Below are 16,761 nucleotides of genomic sequence, written 5' to 3'. Positions count from 1 at the left end.
AGGTGGACATGCCTGACATCGCTGCCGTGAAGGCCGCACTCTCCAACCAGCGGATCGAGACGCCGTCCTGGGGCTACGGCAACTCCGGCACCCGGTTCAAGGTGTTCGCGCAGGCCGGTGTGCCCCGCACGCCGCAGGAGAAGCTCGACGACGCGGCGAAGGTGCACGAGTTCACCGGGATCGCCCCGAAGGTGGCGCTGCACATCCCGTGGGACAAGGTCGACGACTACGCCGCGCTCGGCGCGCACGCCAAGGAGCGCGGCCTGGAGCTGGGGGCGATCAACTCCAACACCTTCCAGGACGACGACTTCAAGCTCGGCAGCGTCTGTCACCCGGACCCGGCGGTGCGCCGCAAGGCGGTCGACCACCTCCTGGAGTGCGTCGACATCATGGACGCGACCGGGTCGAAGGACCTGAAGCTCTGGTTCGCCGACGGCACCAACTACCCGGGCCAGGACGACATCGTGGCCCGCCAGGACCGGCTCGCCGAGTCCCTCGCCACGGTCTACGAGCGCCTCGGCGACGACCAGCGTCTCCTCCTGGAGTACAAGTTCTTCGAGCCGGCCTTCTACTCGACCGACGTGCCCGACTGGGGCACCTCGTACCTCCAGTGCATGAAGCTGGGCGAGAAGGCGCAGGTCGTCGTCGACACCGGGCACCATGCGCCGGGCACCAACATCGAGTTCATCGTGGCGCTGTTGCTGCGCGAGGGGAAGCTCGGCGGCTTCGACTTCAACTCGCGCTTCTACGCCGACGACGACCTGATGGTGGGCTCGGCCGACCCCTTCCAGCTCTTCCGGATCCTGCACGAGGTGGCGAAGAACGGCGGCTTCGAGCCGGCCACGAACGTGGCGTTCATGCTCGACCAGTGCCACAACATCGAGGCGAAGATCCCCGCGGTCATCCGCTCCGTGATGAACGTCCAGGAGGCGACGGCCAAGGCGCTGCTCGTCGACCAGGAGGCGCTGCGCGCGGCGCAGGCCGCCGGTGACGTGCTCGCCGCCAACGCCGTCGTGATGGACGCCTACAACACCGATGTGCGGCCGCTGCTCGCCGAGTGGCGCGAGGAGCGGGGCCTGAACCCGGACCCGGTCGCCGGGTACGCGGCGTCGGGCTGGCAGGAGCGGATCGTGGCCGAGCGGGTCGGCGGCGAGCAGGCCGGGTGGGGCGCCTGAGCGCCATCCGCCTCTTCGACCGCGCCTTCAACTCACCTGGAACATAGGGACTTTCATGGCTACGCATCCTGAGGTCGCCGCGCTGATCGAGCGCTCGAACCGGCTCGGCGCCGACCCCCGCAACACCAACTACGCCGGCGGCAACACCTCCGCCAAGGGCATCGAGACCGACCCGGTCACCGGCTCCGACATCGAGCTGATGTGGGTCAAGGGCTCGGGCGGCGACCTCGGCACGCTCACCGAGGGCGGTCTCGCGGTCCTGCGCACCGACCGGCTCAAAGCGCTCACCTCGGTGTACCCGGGGGTGGAGCGCGAGGACGAGATGGTCGCCGCGTTCGACTACTGCCTGCACGGCAAGGGCGGCGCGGCGCCGTCCATCGACACCGCCATGCACGGCCTGGTGGACGCGGCCCACGTCGACCATCTGCACCCCGACTCCGGTATCGCCCTCGCCTGCGCGGCGGACGGCGAGAAGCTGACCGCCGAGTGCTTCGGCGAGCGGGTCGTGTGGGTGCCGTGGCGCCGCCCCGGCTTCCAGCTGGGCCTCGACATCGCCGCGATCAAGGCCGCCAACCCGCGGGCCGTCGGCTGCATTCTCGGCGGCCACGGCATCACGGCGTGGGGCGACACGGCCGCGGAGTGCGAGGCGAACTCCCTGTTCATCATCCGCACCGCCGAGACGTTCCTCGCCGAGCGCGGCAAGGCCGAGCCCTTCGGTCCCGCCCTGGAGGGCTACGGGGCCCTCGGCGCCGCCGAGCGCCGGGCGCGGGCCGCCGAACTCGCCCCGTACATCCGGGGGTTGGCGTCCAGCGACCGCCCGCAGGTCGGCCACTTCGACGACTCGCCGGCGGTCCTCGACTTCCTTGCCTCGGCGGAGCACCCGCGCCTGGCCGCGCTCGGCACGTCGTGCCCGGACCACTTCCTGCGCACGAAGGTCCGCCCGCTGGTCCTCGACCTGCCGCCGACCGCCGAACTCACCGCGGTGGTCGACCGGTTGACGGAGTTGCACGCCGAGTACCGCCAGGAGTACGCCGCCTACTACCAGCGGCACGCCGTCGAGGGCTCCCCGGCGATGCGCGGCGCCGACCCGGCGATCGTGCTGATCCCAGGGATCGGCATGTTCTCGTTCGGCAAGGACAAGCAGACGGCACGCGTCGCGGGCGAGTTCTACGTCAACGCGATCAACGTCATGCGCGGCGCCGAAGCGGTGTCCACGTACGCGCCGATCGAGGAGTCGGAGAAGTTCCGCATCGAGTACTGGTCCCTGGAGGAGGCCAAGCTCCAGCGGATGCCGAAGCCGAAGCCGCTCGCCACCCGGGTCGCGCTGGTGACCGGCGCGGGCAGCGGCATCGGCAAGGCCATCGCCCACCGCCTGGCCGCCGAGGGCGCGTGCGTCGTCGTCGCCGATCTGAACGCGGACGGCGCGGCGGCGGTCGCCGAGGAGCTGGGCGGCCCGGACAAGGCGGTGGCGGTGACCGTCGACGTCACGTCGGAGGAGCAGATCGCCGAGGCGTTCCGGACCGCGGCCCTGGCCTTCGGCGGCGTCGACCTGGTCGTCAACAACGCCGGCATCTCCATCTCCAAGCCGCTCCTGGAGACCACGGCCAGGGACTGGGACCTCCAGCACGACATCATGGCGCGCGGCTCCTTCCTGGTCTCGCGCGAGGCGGCCCGCGTGATGAAGGCGCAGGGCATGGGTGGCGACATCGTCTACATCGCCTCCAAGAACGCGGTGTTCGCCGGCCCGAACAATGTCGCGTACTCGGCGACGAAGGCGGACCAGGCCCACCAAGTCCGCCTTCTCGCGGCCGAGTTGGGCGGTGACGGGATCCGCGTGAACGGCGTCAACCCCGACGGCGTCGTGCGCGGCTCGGGCATCTTCGCGGGCGGCTGGGGTGCGCAGCGGGCGGCGACCTACGGCATCGAGGAGGAGAAGCTGGGCGAGTTCTACGCGCAGCGGACGCTGTTGAAGCGGGAGGTCCTTCCGGAGCATGTGGCCAACGCGGTGTTCGCTTTGACGGGTGGGGAGTTGACGCATACGACGGGGTTGCACGTGCCGGTCGATGCCGGGGTGGCGGCGGCGTTCTTGCGGTGACCGGAGCGCGCTGATCCTGCGAGCGGCCCCCGCCGCTCGTCTGCCGGGTCGCGGTCTGTTCGCGGGCTGCGGCCCGGTGGGGGCTGGTCGCGCAGTTCCCCGCGCCCCTGAGATGCGCACTTCGTGCGCCATCTCATAGGGCGCGATCGCGGAGGCGTGCCTCTCCTGAAGGCGAGCGACTTCGCCGCTCAGCCCCTATCGGGGAAATGCGCGCGAAGCGCAGGCATTTCAGGGGCGCGGGGAACTGCGCGACCAGCCACGACGAAACGCGCACCCGCCGACAATCCCCAGCCGGCCACGGCGCACCCGCGAGCCCACAACACCCCTCCCCCAACCCCAACGGCCCGAAGGCAACCCATGCACACCCCCTACGCCGCGATCGACCTGGGCGCCTCGAGCGGCCGCGTCATGACCGCCCAGGTCACCCCGGACACCCTCACCCTGACGGAGTCCCACCGGTTCCCGAACAGGCCGACCCGCACCCCCGACGGCCTGCACTGGGACATCCTCGGCCTCTACACCGGCATCCTCGACGGCCTGCGCGCATCCGGCCCCGTCTGCTCCCTCGGCATCGACAGCTGGGCCGTCGACCACGGCCTCCTCGACGCGGACGGCGCCCTCCTCGGCAACCCGTTCCACTACCGGGACACCCGCACGGACCACGCCGCCGAGCAGGTCTGGGCGAGCGTCCCCCAGGAGGAGCTGTACGCGGCGACCGGCATCCAGTACGCCCCGTTCAACACCCTGTACCAGCTCGCCGCCGCCCGCGACACGGCCCAACTCCGCGCCGCGCGCCGCCTGTTGCTCATCCCCGACCTGCTGACGTACTGGCTCACGGGACAGCAGGGCACCGAGCTGACCAACGCCTCCACGACCCAGCTCATCGACCCGCGCACCGGGGACTGGGCCCATGGCATCGCGGAGCGCGCCGGCGTCGACCTCGGCCTGTTCGCCCCGCTGCGCCGCCCCGGCGACCCGGCGGGCGAGCTGCTCCCGCACGTCCTCGACGAGACCGGCCTGACCGGACCCGTGCCGGTGACGACCGTCGCCTCGCACGACACGGCGTCGGCGGTGGCGGCGGTCCCGGCGACCGAGGAGCACTTCGCGTACATCTGCACGGGCACCTGGTCCCTGGCCGGCCTCGAACTCGACGCCCCGGTCCTGACCGAGGAGAGCCGCGCCGCGAACTTCACGAACGAGCTCGGCATCGACGGCACCGTCCGCTACCTCCGCAACATCATGGGCCTGTGGCTGCTCCAGGAGTGCCAACGCACCTGGCGGGACGCCGACTTGGCCGAACTCCTCGACGGGGCGGCCCGCAGCACCCCGCTGCGGTCGGTCGTCGACGCGGGCGACCCCGCCTTTCTCGCCCCGGGCGGCATGCCCGAACGGATCGCCGCCGCCTGCCGCGCCACCGGCCAGCCGGAACCCCGCACCCGTGCCGAGACGACCCGCTGCATCCTCGACTCGCTCGCCCTCGCGCACCGCCGCGCCGTCGCGGACGCGGCCCGCCTCGCCGACCGCCCGGTCGACGTGGTGCACATCGTGGGCGGCGGGGCCCGCAACGATTTGCTGTGCCGGCTCACCGCCGACGCCTGCGGGCTGCCGGTCGTGGCCGGTCCCCCGGAGGCCGCCGCGCTCGGCAACGTCCTCGTGCAGGCCCGCGCCCAGGGCGACATCGGCGACCGGGCCGCCATGCGCCGACTGGTCGCCCGTACCCAGGAGTTGACGCGGTACGAGCCGCGCGGCCGGCGCGCCGAGTGGGACGCGGCGGCGGCCCGTGTCACGACCCCGTGACCGAGGCGCCCGTACCACGTACGCTGCATCCATCCGATGACCGAGCCGCATCTACGAACGAAGGGGCCACCATGCGTGTCGCGCTCTTCCTGACGTGTGTCAACGACACGCTCTATCCGGACACGGGCCGTGCCGTGGTGAAACTCCTGACCAGGCTGGGCGTCGAGGTCGACTTCCCGGCCGCGCAGACCTGTTGCGGACAGCCGCACTACAACACGGGCTACCGTCACGAGGCGGAGCCGCTGGCCCAGCATTACTCCGATGTCTTCGGGCCGGGGCTCGCGTCGGGTGATTACGACGCAATCATCACGCCGTCCGGTTCGTGCGCGGCGATGGTGCGCGAGCTGTACCCCAGGATGGGTGAGCGGGCGCGCGCCGAGGGCCGGGGCGACCGGCTCGCGGCGACACTCGCGCCGGTGATCCCCAAGACGTACGAGCTCACCGAGTTCCTCGTCGACGTCCTGAAGGTGACCGATGTCGGCGCGTACTACCCGCACAAGGTGACGTACCACCCGACCTGCCACGGCCTGCGCTCGCTGGGCCTGGGCGAGCGGCCGTTCCAACTGCTGCGCGCGGTCAAGGGACTTGAGCTGGTGGAGCTGCCGGGCGCGCAGGAGTGCTGCGGCTTCGGCGGCACGTTCGCGGTGAAGAACTCCGATGTCTCCTCGGCGATGGGTGCCGACAAGGTGCGCAACGCGGAGTCGACGGGTGCCGACGTGCTGTGCGCCGCCGACAACTCGTGCCTGATGCACATCGGCGGCACGATGACCCGGCTGAAGGTCGGGATGCGTCCGGTCCACATCGCGGAGATCCTGGCGCGCACAGAAGAGGAGCAGCACGCATGAGCGGCACCTTCGTCGGCATGCCGGCCTTCCCGAAGGCCGCGCACGACGCCGTACGGAACACGACCCTGCGCGCGAACCTGAAGCACGCCACGCACACCATCCGCGACAAGCGCGCCCGCGCCGTCGCGGAGCTCGACGACTGGGCGGCCCTGCGCGAGGCGGGCAAGCAGATCAAGGACCACACGCTGCGCCATCTCGACCACTATCTGGTCCAGTTGGAGGAGTCGGTGACGGCCGCGGGCGGCACCGTCCACTGGGCGCGCGACGCCGACGAGGCCAACCGCATCGTCACGCGCCTCGTGCGGGAGACGGGCGAGTCGGAGGTCGTCAAGGTCAAGTCGATGGCCACGCAGGAGATCGGCCTCAACGAGCACCTGGAGGCCGAGGGCATCCACGCCTACGAGACCGACCTCGCCGAACTCATCGTGCAGCTCGGCGACGACCGGCCCTCGCACATCCTGGTCCCCGCGATCCACCGCAACCGCGGCGAGATCCGCGACATCTTCGCCGAGAAGATGGGCAGTTGGGGGCGCCCGGCCCCGGAGGGGCTCACCGACACCCCCGCCGAACTCGCCGAGGCGGCCCGCCTCCACCTGCGCGAGAAGTTCCTGCGCGCCAAGGTCGGCATCTCGGGAGCGAACTTCATGGTCGCCGAGACCGGCACGCTCGTCGTCGTCGAGTCGGAGGGCAACGGCCGTATGTGCCTGACCCTCCCCGAGACGCTGATCTCCGTCGTCGGCATCGAGAAGATCGTCCCGACGTGGCAGGACCTGGAGGTCTTCCTCCAGACGCTGCCGCGCTCGTCGACGGCCGAACGCATGAACCCGTACACGTCGACGTGGACCGGCACCACGGACGGCGACGGCCCCCGGACGTTCCACCTGGTCCTGATCGACAACGGCCGCACCGACACCCTCGCCGACGAGGTGGGCCGCCAGGCGCTGCGCTGCATCCGCTGCTCGGCGTGCCTGAACGTGTGCCCGGTGTACGAGCGGGCCGGCGGCCACGCGTACGGCTCGGTCTACCCCGGCCCGATCGGCGCCATCCTCAGCCCGCAACTCCGCGGCACGGCAAGCGAGATCGACGCCTCACTTCCGTACGCGTCCTCGCTGTGCGGCGCCTGCTACGAGGTGTGCCCGGTCGCCATCGACATCCCCGAGGTCCTCGTCCATCTGCGCGAGCGGGTCGTCGAGGGCGGCGCGGTGACCCTGCGCGGCACGAAGGTGAGGCTCAAGCCGGCCAAGGGGCATGCGGCGGAGCGCGCCGCGATGCGCGCGGCCCGCTGGGCGTTCACCCACCCGGCCGCCCTCGCCGCCGGCCAGCGCCTCGCCTCGCGCACCCGCCGCTTCCATCCGCGGACGGTGCCCGGCCCCGGCAGGGCGTGGACGGCGACACGGGATCTGCCGCAGGTGCCCGCGGAACCGTTCCGCGACTGGTGGCAGCGGACCGACGGCGGCAAGGAGACAGGCAAGTGAGCAGCAGGGACGTGATCCTGGGCCGGGTGCGGCGGGCCCTCGGAGGCCCGGCCGGGCCTCCGGTCCCGTACGAGAAGGACATCGACCGCGGCTATCTGCGCGAGCACGGGGACCGGACCACCGAGCAGACGGTCGAGCTGCTCGCGGAGAACCTGGCGGACTACCGGGCGCTCGTGCACCGGTGCACCGCCGGGGAGCTGGCGGACACCCTCGCCCGGCTGCTGCGCGAGCACGGCACGCGGTCGCTGGTGACCCCGCGGGACCTGCCCGCGCAGTGGCTCGCCGGGACCGATGCCGCCCGGGTCCGCGACGAGGAGGCGACCACCCCCGCCGAACTCGACGAGGTCGACAGCGTGGTCACCGCGTGCGCCGTCGCCGTCGCCGAGACCGGCACGATCGTCCTGGACGGCGGCCCGGACCAGGGCCGTCGCCGCATCACCCTCGTCCCCGACCACCACATCGTCGTGGTCCGCGTACCCGACCAGGTCGTGTCCTCCGTACCGCAGGCCCTCGGACGGCTCGACCCGGCGCGCCCGCTGACCTGGATCTCCGGCCCGTCCGCGACCAGCGACATCGAGCTCGACCGGGTCGAGGGGGTGCACGGGCCGCGCACTCTCGAGGTGGTCCTGGTGAGCGCGTAGCGGCGGCCGCGGTTAGCGTGACTCCATGATCCGGTTCGACCATGTCACCAAGCGGTACGCGGACGGCACGACGGCGGTGGACGACCTGTCCTTCGAGGTCGCCGAGGGCGAACTGGTCACGCTCGTCGGCCCGTCCGGCTGCGGCAAGACCACGACGATGATGATGGTCAACCGGCTCATCGAGCCCACGTCGGGCCGCATCTACGTCGACGGCGAGGACATCTCGACGGTCGACCCAGTCAAGCTGCGCCGCCGGATCGGCTACGTCATCCAGCAGGTCGGCCTCTTCCCGCACCGCACGATCCTCGACAACACGGCGACCGTGCCCGCGCTCGTCGGCTGGAAGAAGGCGAAGGCCAAGGCGCGCGCCGCCGAACTGCTCGACCTGGTGGGCCTGGACCCGAAGACGTACGGCAGCCGCTATCCGGAACAGCTCTCCGGCGGCCAGCGCCAGCGGGTGGGCGTCGCCCGCGCGCTCGCGGCCGACCCGCCGGTGCTCCTGATGGACGAGCCGTTCGGTGCCGTGGACCCGGTGGTGCGCGAGCAGCTCCAGGACGAGTTCCTGCGGATGCAGGCCGCCGTGCGCAAGACGGTCCTCCTCGTCACGCACGACATCGAGGAGGCCGTGCGGCTCGGCGACCGGATCGCGGTGTACGGGCAGGGGCGCATCGAGCAGTTCGACACGCCCGGCGCGGTCCTCGGCACGCCCGCGACGCCGTACGTGGCCGAGTTCGTCGGCGCGGACCGCGGCCTCAAGCGCCTGTCGGTGACGGAGATCGAGCCGCACGACCTGGAACAGCCGTCGGTGGCCCGGCTCGACGAGTCCGCCGCACAGGCCGCGGCCCGGATGCGCGACGAGTCGGCGCGCTGGGCGGTCGTCCTCGACGAGCAGGGCGATCTGCACGGCTGGGTCGGCATCGACGAGGCGTCCCTCGCCGGCCGGGACGGCCGGGTCGCGGACCTCGCGCACCGGATGAACGCGTGGGTGCCGGTCGGCGCCCCGCTGAAGCAGGCGTTCGGCGTGATGCTCCAGCACGACGCGGGCTGGGTCGCGGTCCTGGACGGCGCCCGCTTCCTCGGTGTCCTCACCCCGGCGAAACTCCATGAGGCGCTGCGCCGCTCGGTCGACGCGGACGCGCAGGGGATCGCGCGGGACGAGGTGGAGTTCGACTCGGTGGCGGACGCGTGAGCGCACCCCGGCCCCACCTTGAACCCTCACCCTAGACTTCAGGTTGAGGGTTCAGTTCTTCGCGCCGCGGCCTCCGCTCGTCCATCGCGCGCAGGTTCTCGTCGTGTACGTCGCCGGGGAGCGGCCGGTCGGGCCGGTACGCGGCGAGTTCCGGTGCGGTCCTACCAGTGGTGATCTCCTGTGCGGCGAGCCGGCCGAGCACCGGTGCGAGGGTCACCGCGCTGTGCGAGACCAGGTGATAGATACCGGGTGCGCCCGGTATCTCACCGACCAGCGGCAGTCCGTCCGCCGGTACCGGCCGCACCCCGATCCGCGCGTCGGCGACCGGTACCCCGCGCAGAGCGGGCACGACGGTGCGGGCCCGCCGGTGGAGTTCCTGCGGCAGTCCGCCGACCGCCGTGCCGTCGAGGCGGGCGTCGACCTCCCAGGAGAGGCTGAGCACCCCGCCGTCGGGGGTGGGGCGCAGGTCGATGCCGGGCGCGGAGAGGATCGCGGTGAGCGGACCGCCGGGCAGCGGACGGCTCGCGGCGACGAGGCCGGGCACCCGGCGCAGCGGGAGCCGAGCCCCGGCGAGCGCGGCGAGGCGGTCCGCGCCGGGGCCCGCGCAGTTGACGACGACGTCGGCGGTCCTGTGCCGCTCCCCCGCGACGACGCCGGTGACCCGGCTGCCCGCGCGCAGCAGTGCGGTGACGCGGGCCCCGTAGTGCGTCTCGACGCCGCCGTGCCGTACGGCGGCGTCGAGGAGTGTCCGTACGAAGCGCGGCGCGTCGTACCAGGCGGTGCGCTCGTGCACGACGACCTCGTCGGCGGGGCAGGCGGCCGGGTCGACGGCGGGCGCGAGGTCGCTGAGCACGGCGGCCGGGGCGATCCTGCACGCGTGCCCCCAGCCGCGGGCCCGCTGCGCCCGCTCGCGCAAGGCCCGCCGGTCCGCCTCGCGCTCGGCCCACTGGACGTGCGGCACGGGATGCCGCCAGCGCGGCCCGCCCAGTTCGGCGGCGAGTCCGATGTGTTCTTCGGAGCTCTGCCGGTTCAACCGGTAGTAGGCGTACGGGGTCTTGAGGTGGGTCACGTCGGCGGAGAACGTGGCGCCGGAGGTGCCGCCCGCGGGCCGCGCCTCGTCCACGACGACGACGTGGGCGCCCGCGCGGGCGAGATGGTAGGTGACGCAGGCGCCGAGCACGCCCGCGCCCACGACAAGGACTCGGCTCATAGGCGTGCGTCTACCCGCTGAGCGCGCTCTACTTCACCAGGCCCTTGTCCTGAAGGTAGGTGCGGGCGACGTCCTCGGGGAGCCGGCGCCAGCTGTCGACCTGTTGGTTCATCGAGGCCAGGTCGTCGGTGGTGAGGACTGAGTTGAGCGCGCCGAGCGCCTCGGCGACCTTCGCGCTGCCGGCCCGGGAGCGGTTGACGACGGGCACGATGTAGTCGGCGTTCTGGAGGTGCTTGTCGTCGTCGAGCAGGACGAGCCCGAAGTCGCCGAGCGTGGCGTCGGTGGTCGTGGTCAGCACCATCTGGTCCTGCCCGTTCTGCACGGCCTTCTTCGACTGGGTGGTACCGACGCCCTTCGGGTCGACGCCGGTGATGTCGATGCCGTAGACCTTCTTCAACCCCGGTTCGCAGTAAGGGCGTTGGACACACTCGTCGCCGGCGGCGAGCCGCACCTTCAGCCCGGAGGCGCCCAGATCGCTGAGCGTCTTCAGCCGGTGCTCCTTCGCGTACGACGACGCGACGGCGAAGGCGTTCTGGTCGACGGCCCTGCCGGGGTCGAGGACGACGAGGCCGCGCGGCCGGGCGAGGTCCCGCAGCGCCTTCATGGTGGCGTCGAGGTCGGGCGAGCCGACGGGCGCGGCGTCGGCGCCGTGGGTCTTGGCGTTGAGCCAGTCGGCGAAGGTGGCCGCGTATTCGGGGACGACGTCGATCTGCCCGGATTCCAGGGCGGGTTCGTACAGCTCGCGGTTGGCGACGGACAGAATCTCGGTCCCGTAGCCGGAGTTCTTCAGCAGCAGCGCATACATGTTGGCGAGCAGATCGCTCTCGGTGAATCCGGCGGACCCGATGACGAGGTGCTTGTTGTCGCCGGGCGGCGCGGTCACCTCTCCCTGGTTCTCCAGCGAGGGCCCGCCGGAGCACCCGACTGCGGCCATCAACACCCCCACGACCGCCGTCGCGAGCCACGTGCGGCCCCTCGCCCCGGTCACCCGGCCCTCCCCCGCGCCCAGGCCGGAGCGAGCCGCTCGGCGACTTCGAAGACCCCCTCGACGAGGAGCGCGAACACGGCGACCAGCACGGCGCCCGCGACGACCTGCGGGGTGCTGGCGAGGTTGAACCCGGCGGTGATGATGCGGCCGAGCCCGCCGCCGCCGGCCAGGGCGGCGATCGTGGCGGTGGCGACGAGCTGCACGGCGGCGATCCGCACCCCGTTCATGATCATCGGCAGCGCGAGCGGCACCTCGACCTTCCTCAGCATCTGCGACCCGGTCATGCCCATCCCCCGCGCGGCCTGCACGACTCCGCGATCGACGCCGCGCATGCCCACGTACGCGTTGGTGAGCAGCGGGGGTACGGCGAACAGGACCAGGGCGACGACCGTGGGCCCTTCCCCGTACTGCCCGAGGGGGGTGAGGAGCAGAAGGACGAGGACGGCGAAGGTCGGCACGGCACGCCCGATGTTGGAGATGTTGACGGCGAGGGCGCCACCCTTGCCGAGATGCCCGAGCACGAGGGCGACGGGCAGGGCGATCAGACAACTCACGACGAGACACACCACCGTGAGCACCAGGTGCTGGGTGAGCCGGTGCCAGATGCCGTCGTCGCCGGACCAGTGCGCGGAGTCGGCGAGCCAGTCCCAGGCGTCGGTGAGGGTCTTCACCCGCGGCTCGCTCTCGTCCAGGGCGTGAGCAGCCGGCCCACGCCGAGCAGCAGCACGTCCGCGGCGACGGCGATGACGACGCACAGCACGGAGGCCGTCAGCACCTGCGCCTTGAAGTAGGTGTTCATCCCGGCGTAGATGAGGTTGCCGAGACCCCCGTACCCGACGATGGCGCCGACCGTCACCAGCGAGACGGCGGAGACGGTGGCGATCCGCAGTCCGGCCAGGGCGGCGGGCAGTGCGAGCGGCAGCTCGACGGTGAGCAGCAGCCGGATCGGCCCGTACCCCATGCCGCGGGCAGCCTGACGGGTCTCCTGGGGGACGGCGCGGAGCCCGGCGAGGATGTTCCGTACGAGCAGGGTCAGCGAGTACAGCACGAGCCCGGCGACGACGAGCGTCGCGGACAGACCGTAGGCGGGCAGCAGCAGCGAGAACATCGCGAGCGACGGAATCGTGTAGAGCACGGTGGTCAGGGCGAGCACGGGCCCGGCGGCCCAGCCCCACCGGCGTGCGACGACGGCCAGCGGCACGGCGATGACGAGCGCGATCGCCACGGCGACGCAGGTGATCTGCAGATGCTGCACCACGGCGTCCACGAGGATGTGCCGACGCGTGCTCAGGTACTCGCCGCAGATCCAGTCGTTGCGGGCGAGGCAGTCGTCCGGCGGCGGCGCGTCCGGCACCGCGGTCACGAGGGGCACCCGACCATTCCAGTGGCAGATGGGGCGCACGGCGCGCTGGGTGACCCGTACGGGCGGCGGACGAGGCGGCCCGCACGCCGTCCGGCGGGGCGACTTCCCACCACGGGACTGACGCACGACGGACACCCGGCTAGGTTGTCCGGCATGAGCAATCTTGATCGCGAGGCGGTGCCCTCCGTGTGCGGCGGACGGGGATTCGTCGTGGCGGAGCCGGTCCGTGAACTCCTCAGCCCGCGCACCGTGCGGCTCGGCGAGTCCACGGAGGTACGCCGACTGCTGCCCAACCTGGGCCGCCGCATGGTGGGCGCGTGGGCCTTCGTCGACCACTACGGGCCGGACGACATCGCGGACGAGCCCGGCATGCAGGTGCCGCCGCACCCGCACATGGGACTCCAGACGGTGTCGTGGCTGCACGACGGCGAGGTCCTGCACCGCGACTCCACGGGCAGCCTCCAGACGATCCGCCCCCGCGAACTCGGACTCATGACGTCGGGCCGCGCCATCTCCCACTCCGAGGAGAGCCCGCGCTCCCACGCCCGTTTCCTGCACGGCGCCCAGCTCTGGGTGGCCCTGCCCGACGCGCACCGCCACACGGACCCGCGCTTCGAGCACCACGCGGCCCTGCCGACGGTGACGGCCCCCGGCCTCACGGCGACGGTCATCCTGGGCACGCTCGACGGCACCACATCCCCCGGCACGACGTACACCCCGCTGGTCGGCGCGGACCTGACCCTCACGTCGGGCGCGGACCTGCGCGTCCCGCTGAACCCCGACTTCGAGTACGCGGTCCTGTCGATGTCCGGCGAGACCCACGTCGACGACGTCCCGCTCCAGCCCGGCTCGATGCTCTACCTCGGCTGCGGCCGCACCGAACTCCCGCTGCGCGCCGGGTCGGACGCGGGCGTGATGCTCCTGGGCGGCGAGCCGTTCGAGGAGGAGCTCGTGATGTGGTGGAACTTCATCGGGCGCAACCAGGACGAGATCACGCAGGCGCGTGAGGACTGGATGAACGGGTCGAGGTTCGGGGAAGTAAAGGGGTATGACGGAGCGCCACTGGACGCTCCCGAGCTGCCGCCTGTGCCGTTGAAACCACGGGGACGCGTGCGCTGATCTGGTCATTCATAACGAAGATCGCCGGGAGCCGGGCGAGGGATCCTCACCCTCACCCTCGCCCGAGCTCTGGCGATCGCGCGAGCAAACGCTCCGCACAACATCGTTCCGCAGCGCGGCGAGTTGCAGCTCTCGCCAGGCGCGGGCAGGTCTAGTCGGACCGATGCTGACCTGATGCTGACTTTCCTACCGAGGTCCGCAGCCGGACTCCGTGGTGGCAACGAGGTGCAAAGCACCATGTTCTGCCATCTAAGGATGAAGTTGGCGACGTCACCGTCTGCAGGGTCAGCCTGGACACCGCGACATCCGCAACGCTCACGCCGTGGCGGAAGGCTCGGGCAGTGCACGAGCCGGCCAAGGTCCTGCGGGACATGGAGCCCTGGCGGTCGCAGGGGGCGGGAACGGCCTCGCGGCTGTCAGGATGCTGCGGGCCGGGCCGGCCGGGTTCCGCCCGCGTCGCGCTCTGCCGGACGGGCCCGGGACGCGTCGCGCGCCCGGGCCCGTCCCGTATCGGTGCGGGTCAGCGGAGCCGGACGGACGCGATCAGAGTGTTCAGGTCCGGCCAGAGTTTCTTGTTCGTCTCCGGCAGTACGACCCACAGCACCGAGGGGCGGACCCGCCCGGTGTCGACCACGAGGACCGCGTTCAGGTCCATCGTGGACGGCACCCCGCGTTTGTGGAAGTGGACCTCGCTGACCAGCAGCCAGGCGTCATGTCCGTCGACCTTCAGCGGCTGCGAGGCGACGTCGACCAGGCTCGCCTGGTCGCGGGGGTACTCGTAGCGACGCCGCTCGTCCATCACCGCGCCCGCCACACCCCGCAGCTCCCCGGTGCCGCCGGCCGCGGCCATGATGTCCTCGTCGACCTGCGTGGACTTCACGAGTGCGCGCTGGCGCCCCTCCTGCTTGCGGGTGAAGCCGTCGAAGACGGGATCCAGCGGCCTGCTCCGGTCCCACGTGCCGCCCAGCTCCGCGTACTCCAGAAAGGAGTCCGTGACGGTGCCGACGACCGGCGAACCCTTGCCCGGGTAGTCCGGCACCTTGACGGTCCCGGTGAGCCGCCGCTCCTCGGGCAGCGGGGAGACGCCGGGGGTGAGGCCGGGCACGGGGATGCCCGGCTTCGGGGCGTCCGCGGTGCTGCCCTCGCAGGTGGCTGCCTCCGGGTAGTCCGGGGCGTTGTGCTCCTGCTGGACCACCTTGCCGTTCACCAGCACGGTGCAGGTCAGGGTGCCCCCCTCCTGGTCCTCGCGGCTTCGGACGTCCAGGTAGAACGGGTCACCCGCGGGCAGGGTGAAGGTCTTGCGGTACGGCAGGATGGTGATCCCGGCGGGGACATGGGTGTCGTCCGCCTTGCCGATGGTGAGGTCCACCGAGGGGTGGTCGCCCGTCGCGATGTAGGTGACCTCGACCCGGGAATCCTTGTCCGGGGACGCCCCGTCGTCGCTCGGGTCACCGATGGCCAGGCCCAGGCCCACCACCCCGAGCGTGACCACCTCGAAGAGGATCACCAGGGCGCCGACCAGGTAGAACCCGCCCGGGATCCGGTCGAAGGTCCTCTTGCCACGGCCGGAGTGCGGCTCGCGTCTTGGCTGCGATGTCTGCGTCATGTCGTCCTCCCCCTCACGCCCGGCCGCTGTCGCCGGAGCGGCGGTCGGCCGGCTCGTCGGCGAACCGCGTGGCCAGCAGCCCCGCCTCCCGCGCCTCGTCCAGCATCCGGTGCAGGTCCTGGAGTCGGGACCGGTCGACGAGCCCCTCGATCTCGGCGACGGCCAGCTCGTCCCGCACCGTGTTCACCACCAACTCGTGCATGTCCTCGCCGAGTTGCTCCAGCTCTCGTACGGCCTCCCACTCGCGGTACGCCGCGTCCGCCGCGCGAGTGTTCTCGGCGTACCGCTCCAACGCCTCCACCCGCTCCTCCAGCGCGCTCGACGACAGCCGCAGCGCCTGCCGCTGAGTCCGCAGCACCTCCTCCACCCGCGAGCCGGAGGCGTCCCCGGCAGCGGTGCGCACCTTCCCCGCCAGCCGGGTCAGCTCGGCCAGGCGCTGGGCGATCTCGTACTGCTGGGCCGGCAGCGTCACGTCGTTGGCGATGTCGTCCAGCAGCCCGTCGCGGTCGACCTGCGACTGGAGTACCGCCGTCACGGCTGCCTGTGCGCGCTCCATCCGGCGCAGCGGCGAGTGGCCGAGCAGCTCACGCAGGGAGTCGTCGCCGAAGTCCTCGGCCAGGTAGTAGCGGCCGTGGCGCAGCCGGGCCACCCGCTGCCGCTCGTCCGTCCCGCAGCCGAGGACGACGATCAGCAACCAGGCCAGCAGGTGCACGCCCACGACGGTCAGGATGAACGCCTCGAACCCGAACTGGACCCCGACCCAGATCAGCCCCGCCTGCGCCGCGAGCCCGAAGGCCAGGCCGGGCCACACCCCGATCAGCGCCCACAGGATCGTCACCGGCAGCAGCGCGCACACCGCGGAGGCCCCCAGGGCCGCCCAGATGTCCGCCTTCGTACGGCCGCCCAGCCCCGGCTCCTCGGGCAGCGGCAGCGAGGCCGGGAAGAGTCCGTCGGCGGACTTCTCCAACAGCGCGCGCTCCGCGCCCTCGAGGGCCGGGTCCACCACCGGCCGCAGCGCAATGTCCTGCGCCATTCAGCAACACCCCCCACAGGTTGGGGGAGATCGTGACACACGCCGCAGGAACCGCCCACGCCACCCCTGTCCCCGACCGCCGACTGAGACGGCGCGACCCCAGCGACAAACCTTCCACCCATGGCCTGATGCCGCTGAGAGCGACGAGGTGCGAAGCGCATCCGGAGGCGCGCGGGGCGCCCCTGTCCGGTACCGGCGCCCCCGGTCCTGCGCCCGGTGCCCCCC

Annotated in this window: 14 protein-coding genes and 1 pseudogene; 9 read left to right on the top strand and 6 right to left on the bottom strand. The window is 72.0% G+C overall.

Translation table 11 applies throughout. The annotated features are described in order from the left end of the window. Positions 1 to 8 precede the first annotated feature (8 nt). From rhaI to AB0L37_RS11100, 7 genes are all read left to right on the top strand, one after another. Positions 9 to 1,175, top strand: a complete 1,167-nt coding sequence (gene rhaI, locus AB0L37_RS11130) for an L-rhamnose isomerase (RefSeq protein ID WP_365502775.1) — start codon at positions 9 to 11, stop codon at positions 1,173 to 1,175. A 55-nt stretch (positions 1,176 to 1,230) separates the two neighbouring features. Beyond that, positions 1,231 to 3,270, top strand: a complete 2,040-nt coding sequence (locus tag AB0L37_RS11125) for a bifunctional aldolase/short-chain dehydrogenase (protein WP_365502773.1) — start codon at positions 1,231 to 1,233, stop codon at positions 3,268 to 3,270. Positions 3,271 to 3,627: 357 nt separating this feature from the next. Further along, positions 3,628 to 5,067, top strand: coding sequence for a rhamnulokinase family protein (locus AB0L37_RS11120; RefSeq protein ID WP_365502771.1), 1,440 nt, complete (start codon positions 3,628 to 3,630; stop codon positions 5,065 to 5,067). A gap of 71 nt (positions 5,068 to 5,138) precedes the next feature. Next, complete coding sequence (locus AB0L37_RS11115; protein ID WP_365502769.1) at positions 5,139 to 5,912, top strand: (Fe-S)-binding protein; 774 nt, start codon at positions 5,139 to 5,141, stop codon at positions 5,910 to 5,912. Continuing rightward, positions 5,909 to 7,387 (top strand): LutB/LldF family L-lactate oxidation iron-sulfur protein, encoded by a 1,479-nt coding sequence (locus AB0L37_RS11110; RefSeq protein ID WP_365502767.1) that lies wholly within the window; start codon positions 5,909 to 5,911, stop codon positions 7,385 to 7,387. The genes AB0L37_RS11115 and AB0L37_RS11110 overlap by 4 nt, the downstream gene beginning before the upstream one ends. Beyond that, entirely contained in the window at positions 7,384 to 8,028 is a 645-nt protein-coding gene (locus AB0L37_RS11105; protein WP_365502765.1) for an LUD domain-containing protein, read from the top strand. The genes AB0L37_RS11110 and AB0L37_RS11105 overlap by 4 nt, the downstream gene beginning before the upstream one ends. A gap of 25 nt (positions 8,029 to 8,053) precedes the next feature. Beyond that, a complete protein-coding gene (locus AB0L37_RS11100; RefSeq protein ID WP_365502763.1) occupies positions 8,054 to 9,217 on the top strand; it encodes a betaine/proline/choline family ABC transporter ATP-binding protein in 1,164 nt (387 codons plus the stop codon). Positions 9,218 to 9,248: 31 nt separating this feature from the next. On the opposite strand, the gene AB0L37_RS11095 is transcribed toward AB0L37_RS11100, so the two are convergent. Genes AB0L37_RS11095 through AB0L37_RS11080 form a run of 4 tightly spaced genes read right to left on the bottom strand, consistent with a single transcriptional unit; the run spans position 9,249 to position 12,778 of the window. Further along, positions 9,249 to 10,427 (bottom strand): FAD-binding oxidoreductase, encoded by a 1,179-nt coding sequence (locus tag AB0L37_RS11095; protein ID WP_365502761.1) that lies wholly within the window; start codon positions 10,425 to 10,427, stop codon positions 9,249 to 9,251. Positions 10,428 to 10,455: 28 nt separating this feature from the next. Continuing rightward, complete coding sequence (locus AB0L37_RS11090) at positions 10,456 to 11,361, bottom strand: ABC transporter substrate-binding protein (protein ID WP_365503620.1); 906 nt, start codon at positions 11,359 to 11,361, stop codon at positions 10,456 to 10,458. A gap of 50 nt (positions 11,362 to 11,411) precedes the next feature. Then, on the bottom strand, positions 11,412 to 12,086 hold the full coding sequence (locus tag AB0L37_RS11085; RefSeq protein WP_365502759.1) for an ABC transporter permease subunit: 675 nt from the start codon (positions 12,084 to 12,086) through the stop codon (positions 11,412 to 11,414). Next, a complete protein-coding gene (locus AB0L37_RS11080) occupies positions 12,083 to 12,778 on the bottom strand; it encodes an ABC transporter permease (protein WP_365503617.1) in 696 nt (231 codons plus the stop codon). The genes AB0L37_RS11085 and AB0L37_RS11080 overlap by 4 nt, the downstream gene beginning before the upstream one ends. A 153-nt stretch (positions 12,779 to 12,931) precedes the next feature. Here AB0L37_RS11080 and AB0L37_RS11075 point away from each other — a divergent pair, with 153 nt between their 5' ends. Both AB0L37_RS11075 and AB0L37_RS11070 read left to right on the top strand, forming a co-directional pair. Next, complete coding sequence (locus AB0L37_RS11075) at positions 12,932 to 13,897, top strand: pirin family protein (protein WP_365502757.1); 966 nt, start codon at positions 12,932 to 12,934, stop codon at positions 13,895 to 13,897. Between the two features lie 242 nt (positions 13,898 to 14,139). Next, positions 14,140 to 14,351: pseudogene (locus tag AB0L37_RS11070) on the top strand (IS1380 family transposase); the annotation flags it as partial. A gap of 66 nt (positions 14,352 to 14,417) precedes the next feature. On the opposite strand, the gene AB0L37_RS11065 reads toward AB0L37_RS11070, so the two are convergent. Continuing rightward, positions 14,418 to 15,503, bottom strand: coding sequence for a hypothetical protein (locus AB0L37_RS11065; RefSeq protein WP_365502755.1), 1,086 nt, complete (start codon positions 15,501 to 15,503; stop codon positions 14,418 to 14,420). Positions 15,504 to 15,516: 13 nt separating this feature from the next. Next, entirely contained in the window at positions 15,517 to 16,536 is a 1,020-nt protein-coding gene (locus AB0L37_RS11060) for a hypothetical protein (RefSeq protein WP_365502753.1), read from the bottom strand. Positions 16,537 to 16,761: the final 225 nt, after the last annotated feature.

It is taken from the genome of Streptomyces sp. NPDC052225 (assembly GCF_040679615.1).
Taxonomy (GTDB): Bacteria; Actinomycetota; Actinomycetes; order Streptomycetales; family Streptomycetaceae; genus Streptomyces.
Note: the sequence above shows the minus strand (reverse complement) of the source record. Positions and strands in the feature narration are given on the sequence as shown.

Bases quoted from the DNA above. Each gene is read 5' to 3' on its own strand.
- AB0L37_RS11100 (WP_365502763.1), top strand. From the start codon at position 8,054: ATGATCCGGTTCGACCATGTCACCAAGCGGTACGCGGACGGCACGACG.
- rhaI (WP_365502775.1), top strand. From the start codon at position 9: ATGCCTGACATCGCTGCCGTGAAGGCCGCACTCTCCAACCAGCGGATC.
- AB0L37_RS11095 (WP_365502761.1), bottom strand. From the start codon at position 10,427: ATGAGCCGAGTCCTTGTCGTGGGCGCGGGCGTGCTCGGCGCCTGCGTC.
- AB0L37_RS11065 (WP_365502755.1), bottom strand. From the start codon at position 15,503: ATGACGCAGACATCGCAGCCAAGACGCGAGCCGCACTCCGGCCGTGGC.
- AB0L37_RS11090 (WP_365503620.1), bottom strand. From the start codon at position 11,361: ATGGCCGCAGTCGGGTGCTCCGGCGGGCCCTCGCTGGAGAACCAGGGA.
- AB0L37_RS11060 (WP_365502753.1), bottom strand. From the start codon at position 16,536: ATGGCGCAGGACATTGCGCTGCGGCCGGTGGTGGACCCGGCCCTCGAG.
- AB0L37_RS11125 (WP_365502773.1), top strand. From the start codon at position 1,231: ATGGCTACGCATCCTGAGGTCGCCGCGCTGATCGAGCGCTCGAACCGG.
- AB0L37_RS11120 (WP_365502771.1), top strand. From the start codon at position 3,628: ATGCACACCCCCTACGCCGCGATCGACCTGGGCGCCTCGAGCGGCCGC.
- AB0L37_RS11110 (WP_365502767.1), top strand. From the start codon at position 5,909: ATGAGCGGCACCTTCGTCGGCATGCCGGCCTTCCCGAAGGCCGCGCAC.
- AB0L37_RS11075 (WP_365502757.1), top strand. From the start codon at position 12,932: ATGAGCAATCTTGATCGCGAGGCGGTGCCCTCCGTGTGCGGCGGACGG.
- AB0L37_RS11115 (WP_365502769.1), top strand. From the start codon at position 5,139: ATGCGTGTCGCGCTCTTCCTGACGTGTGTCAACGACACGCTCTATCCG.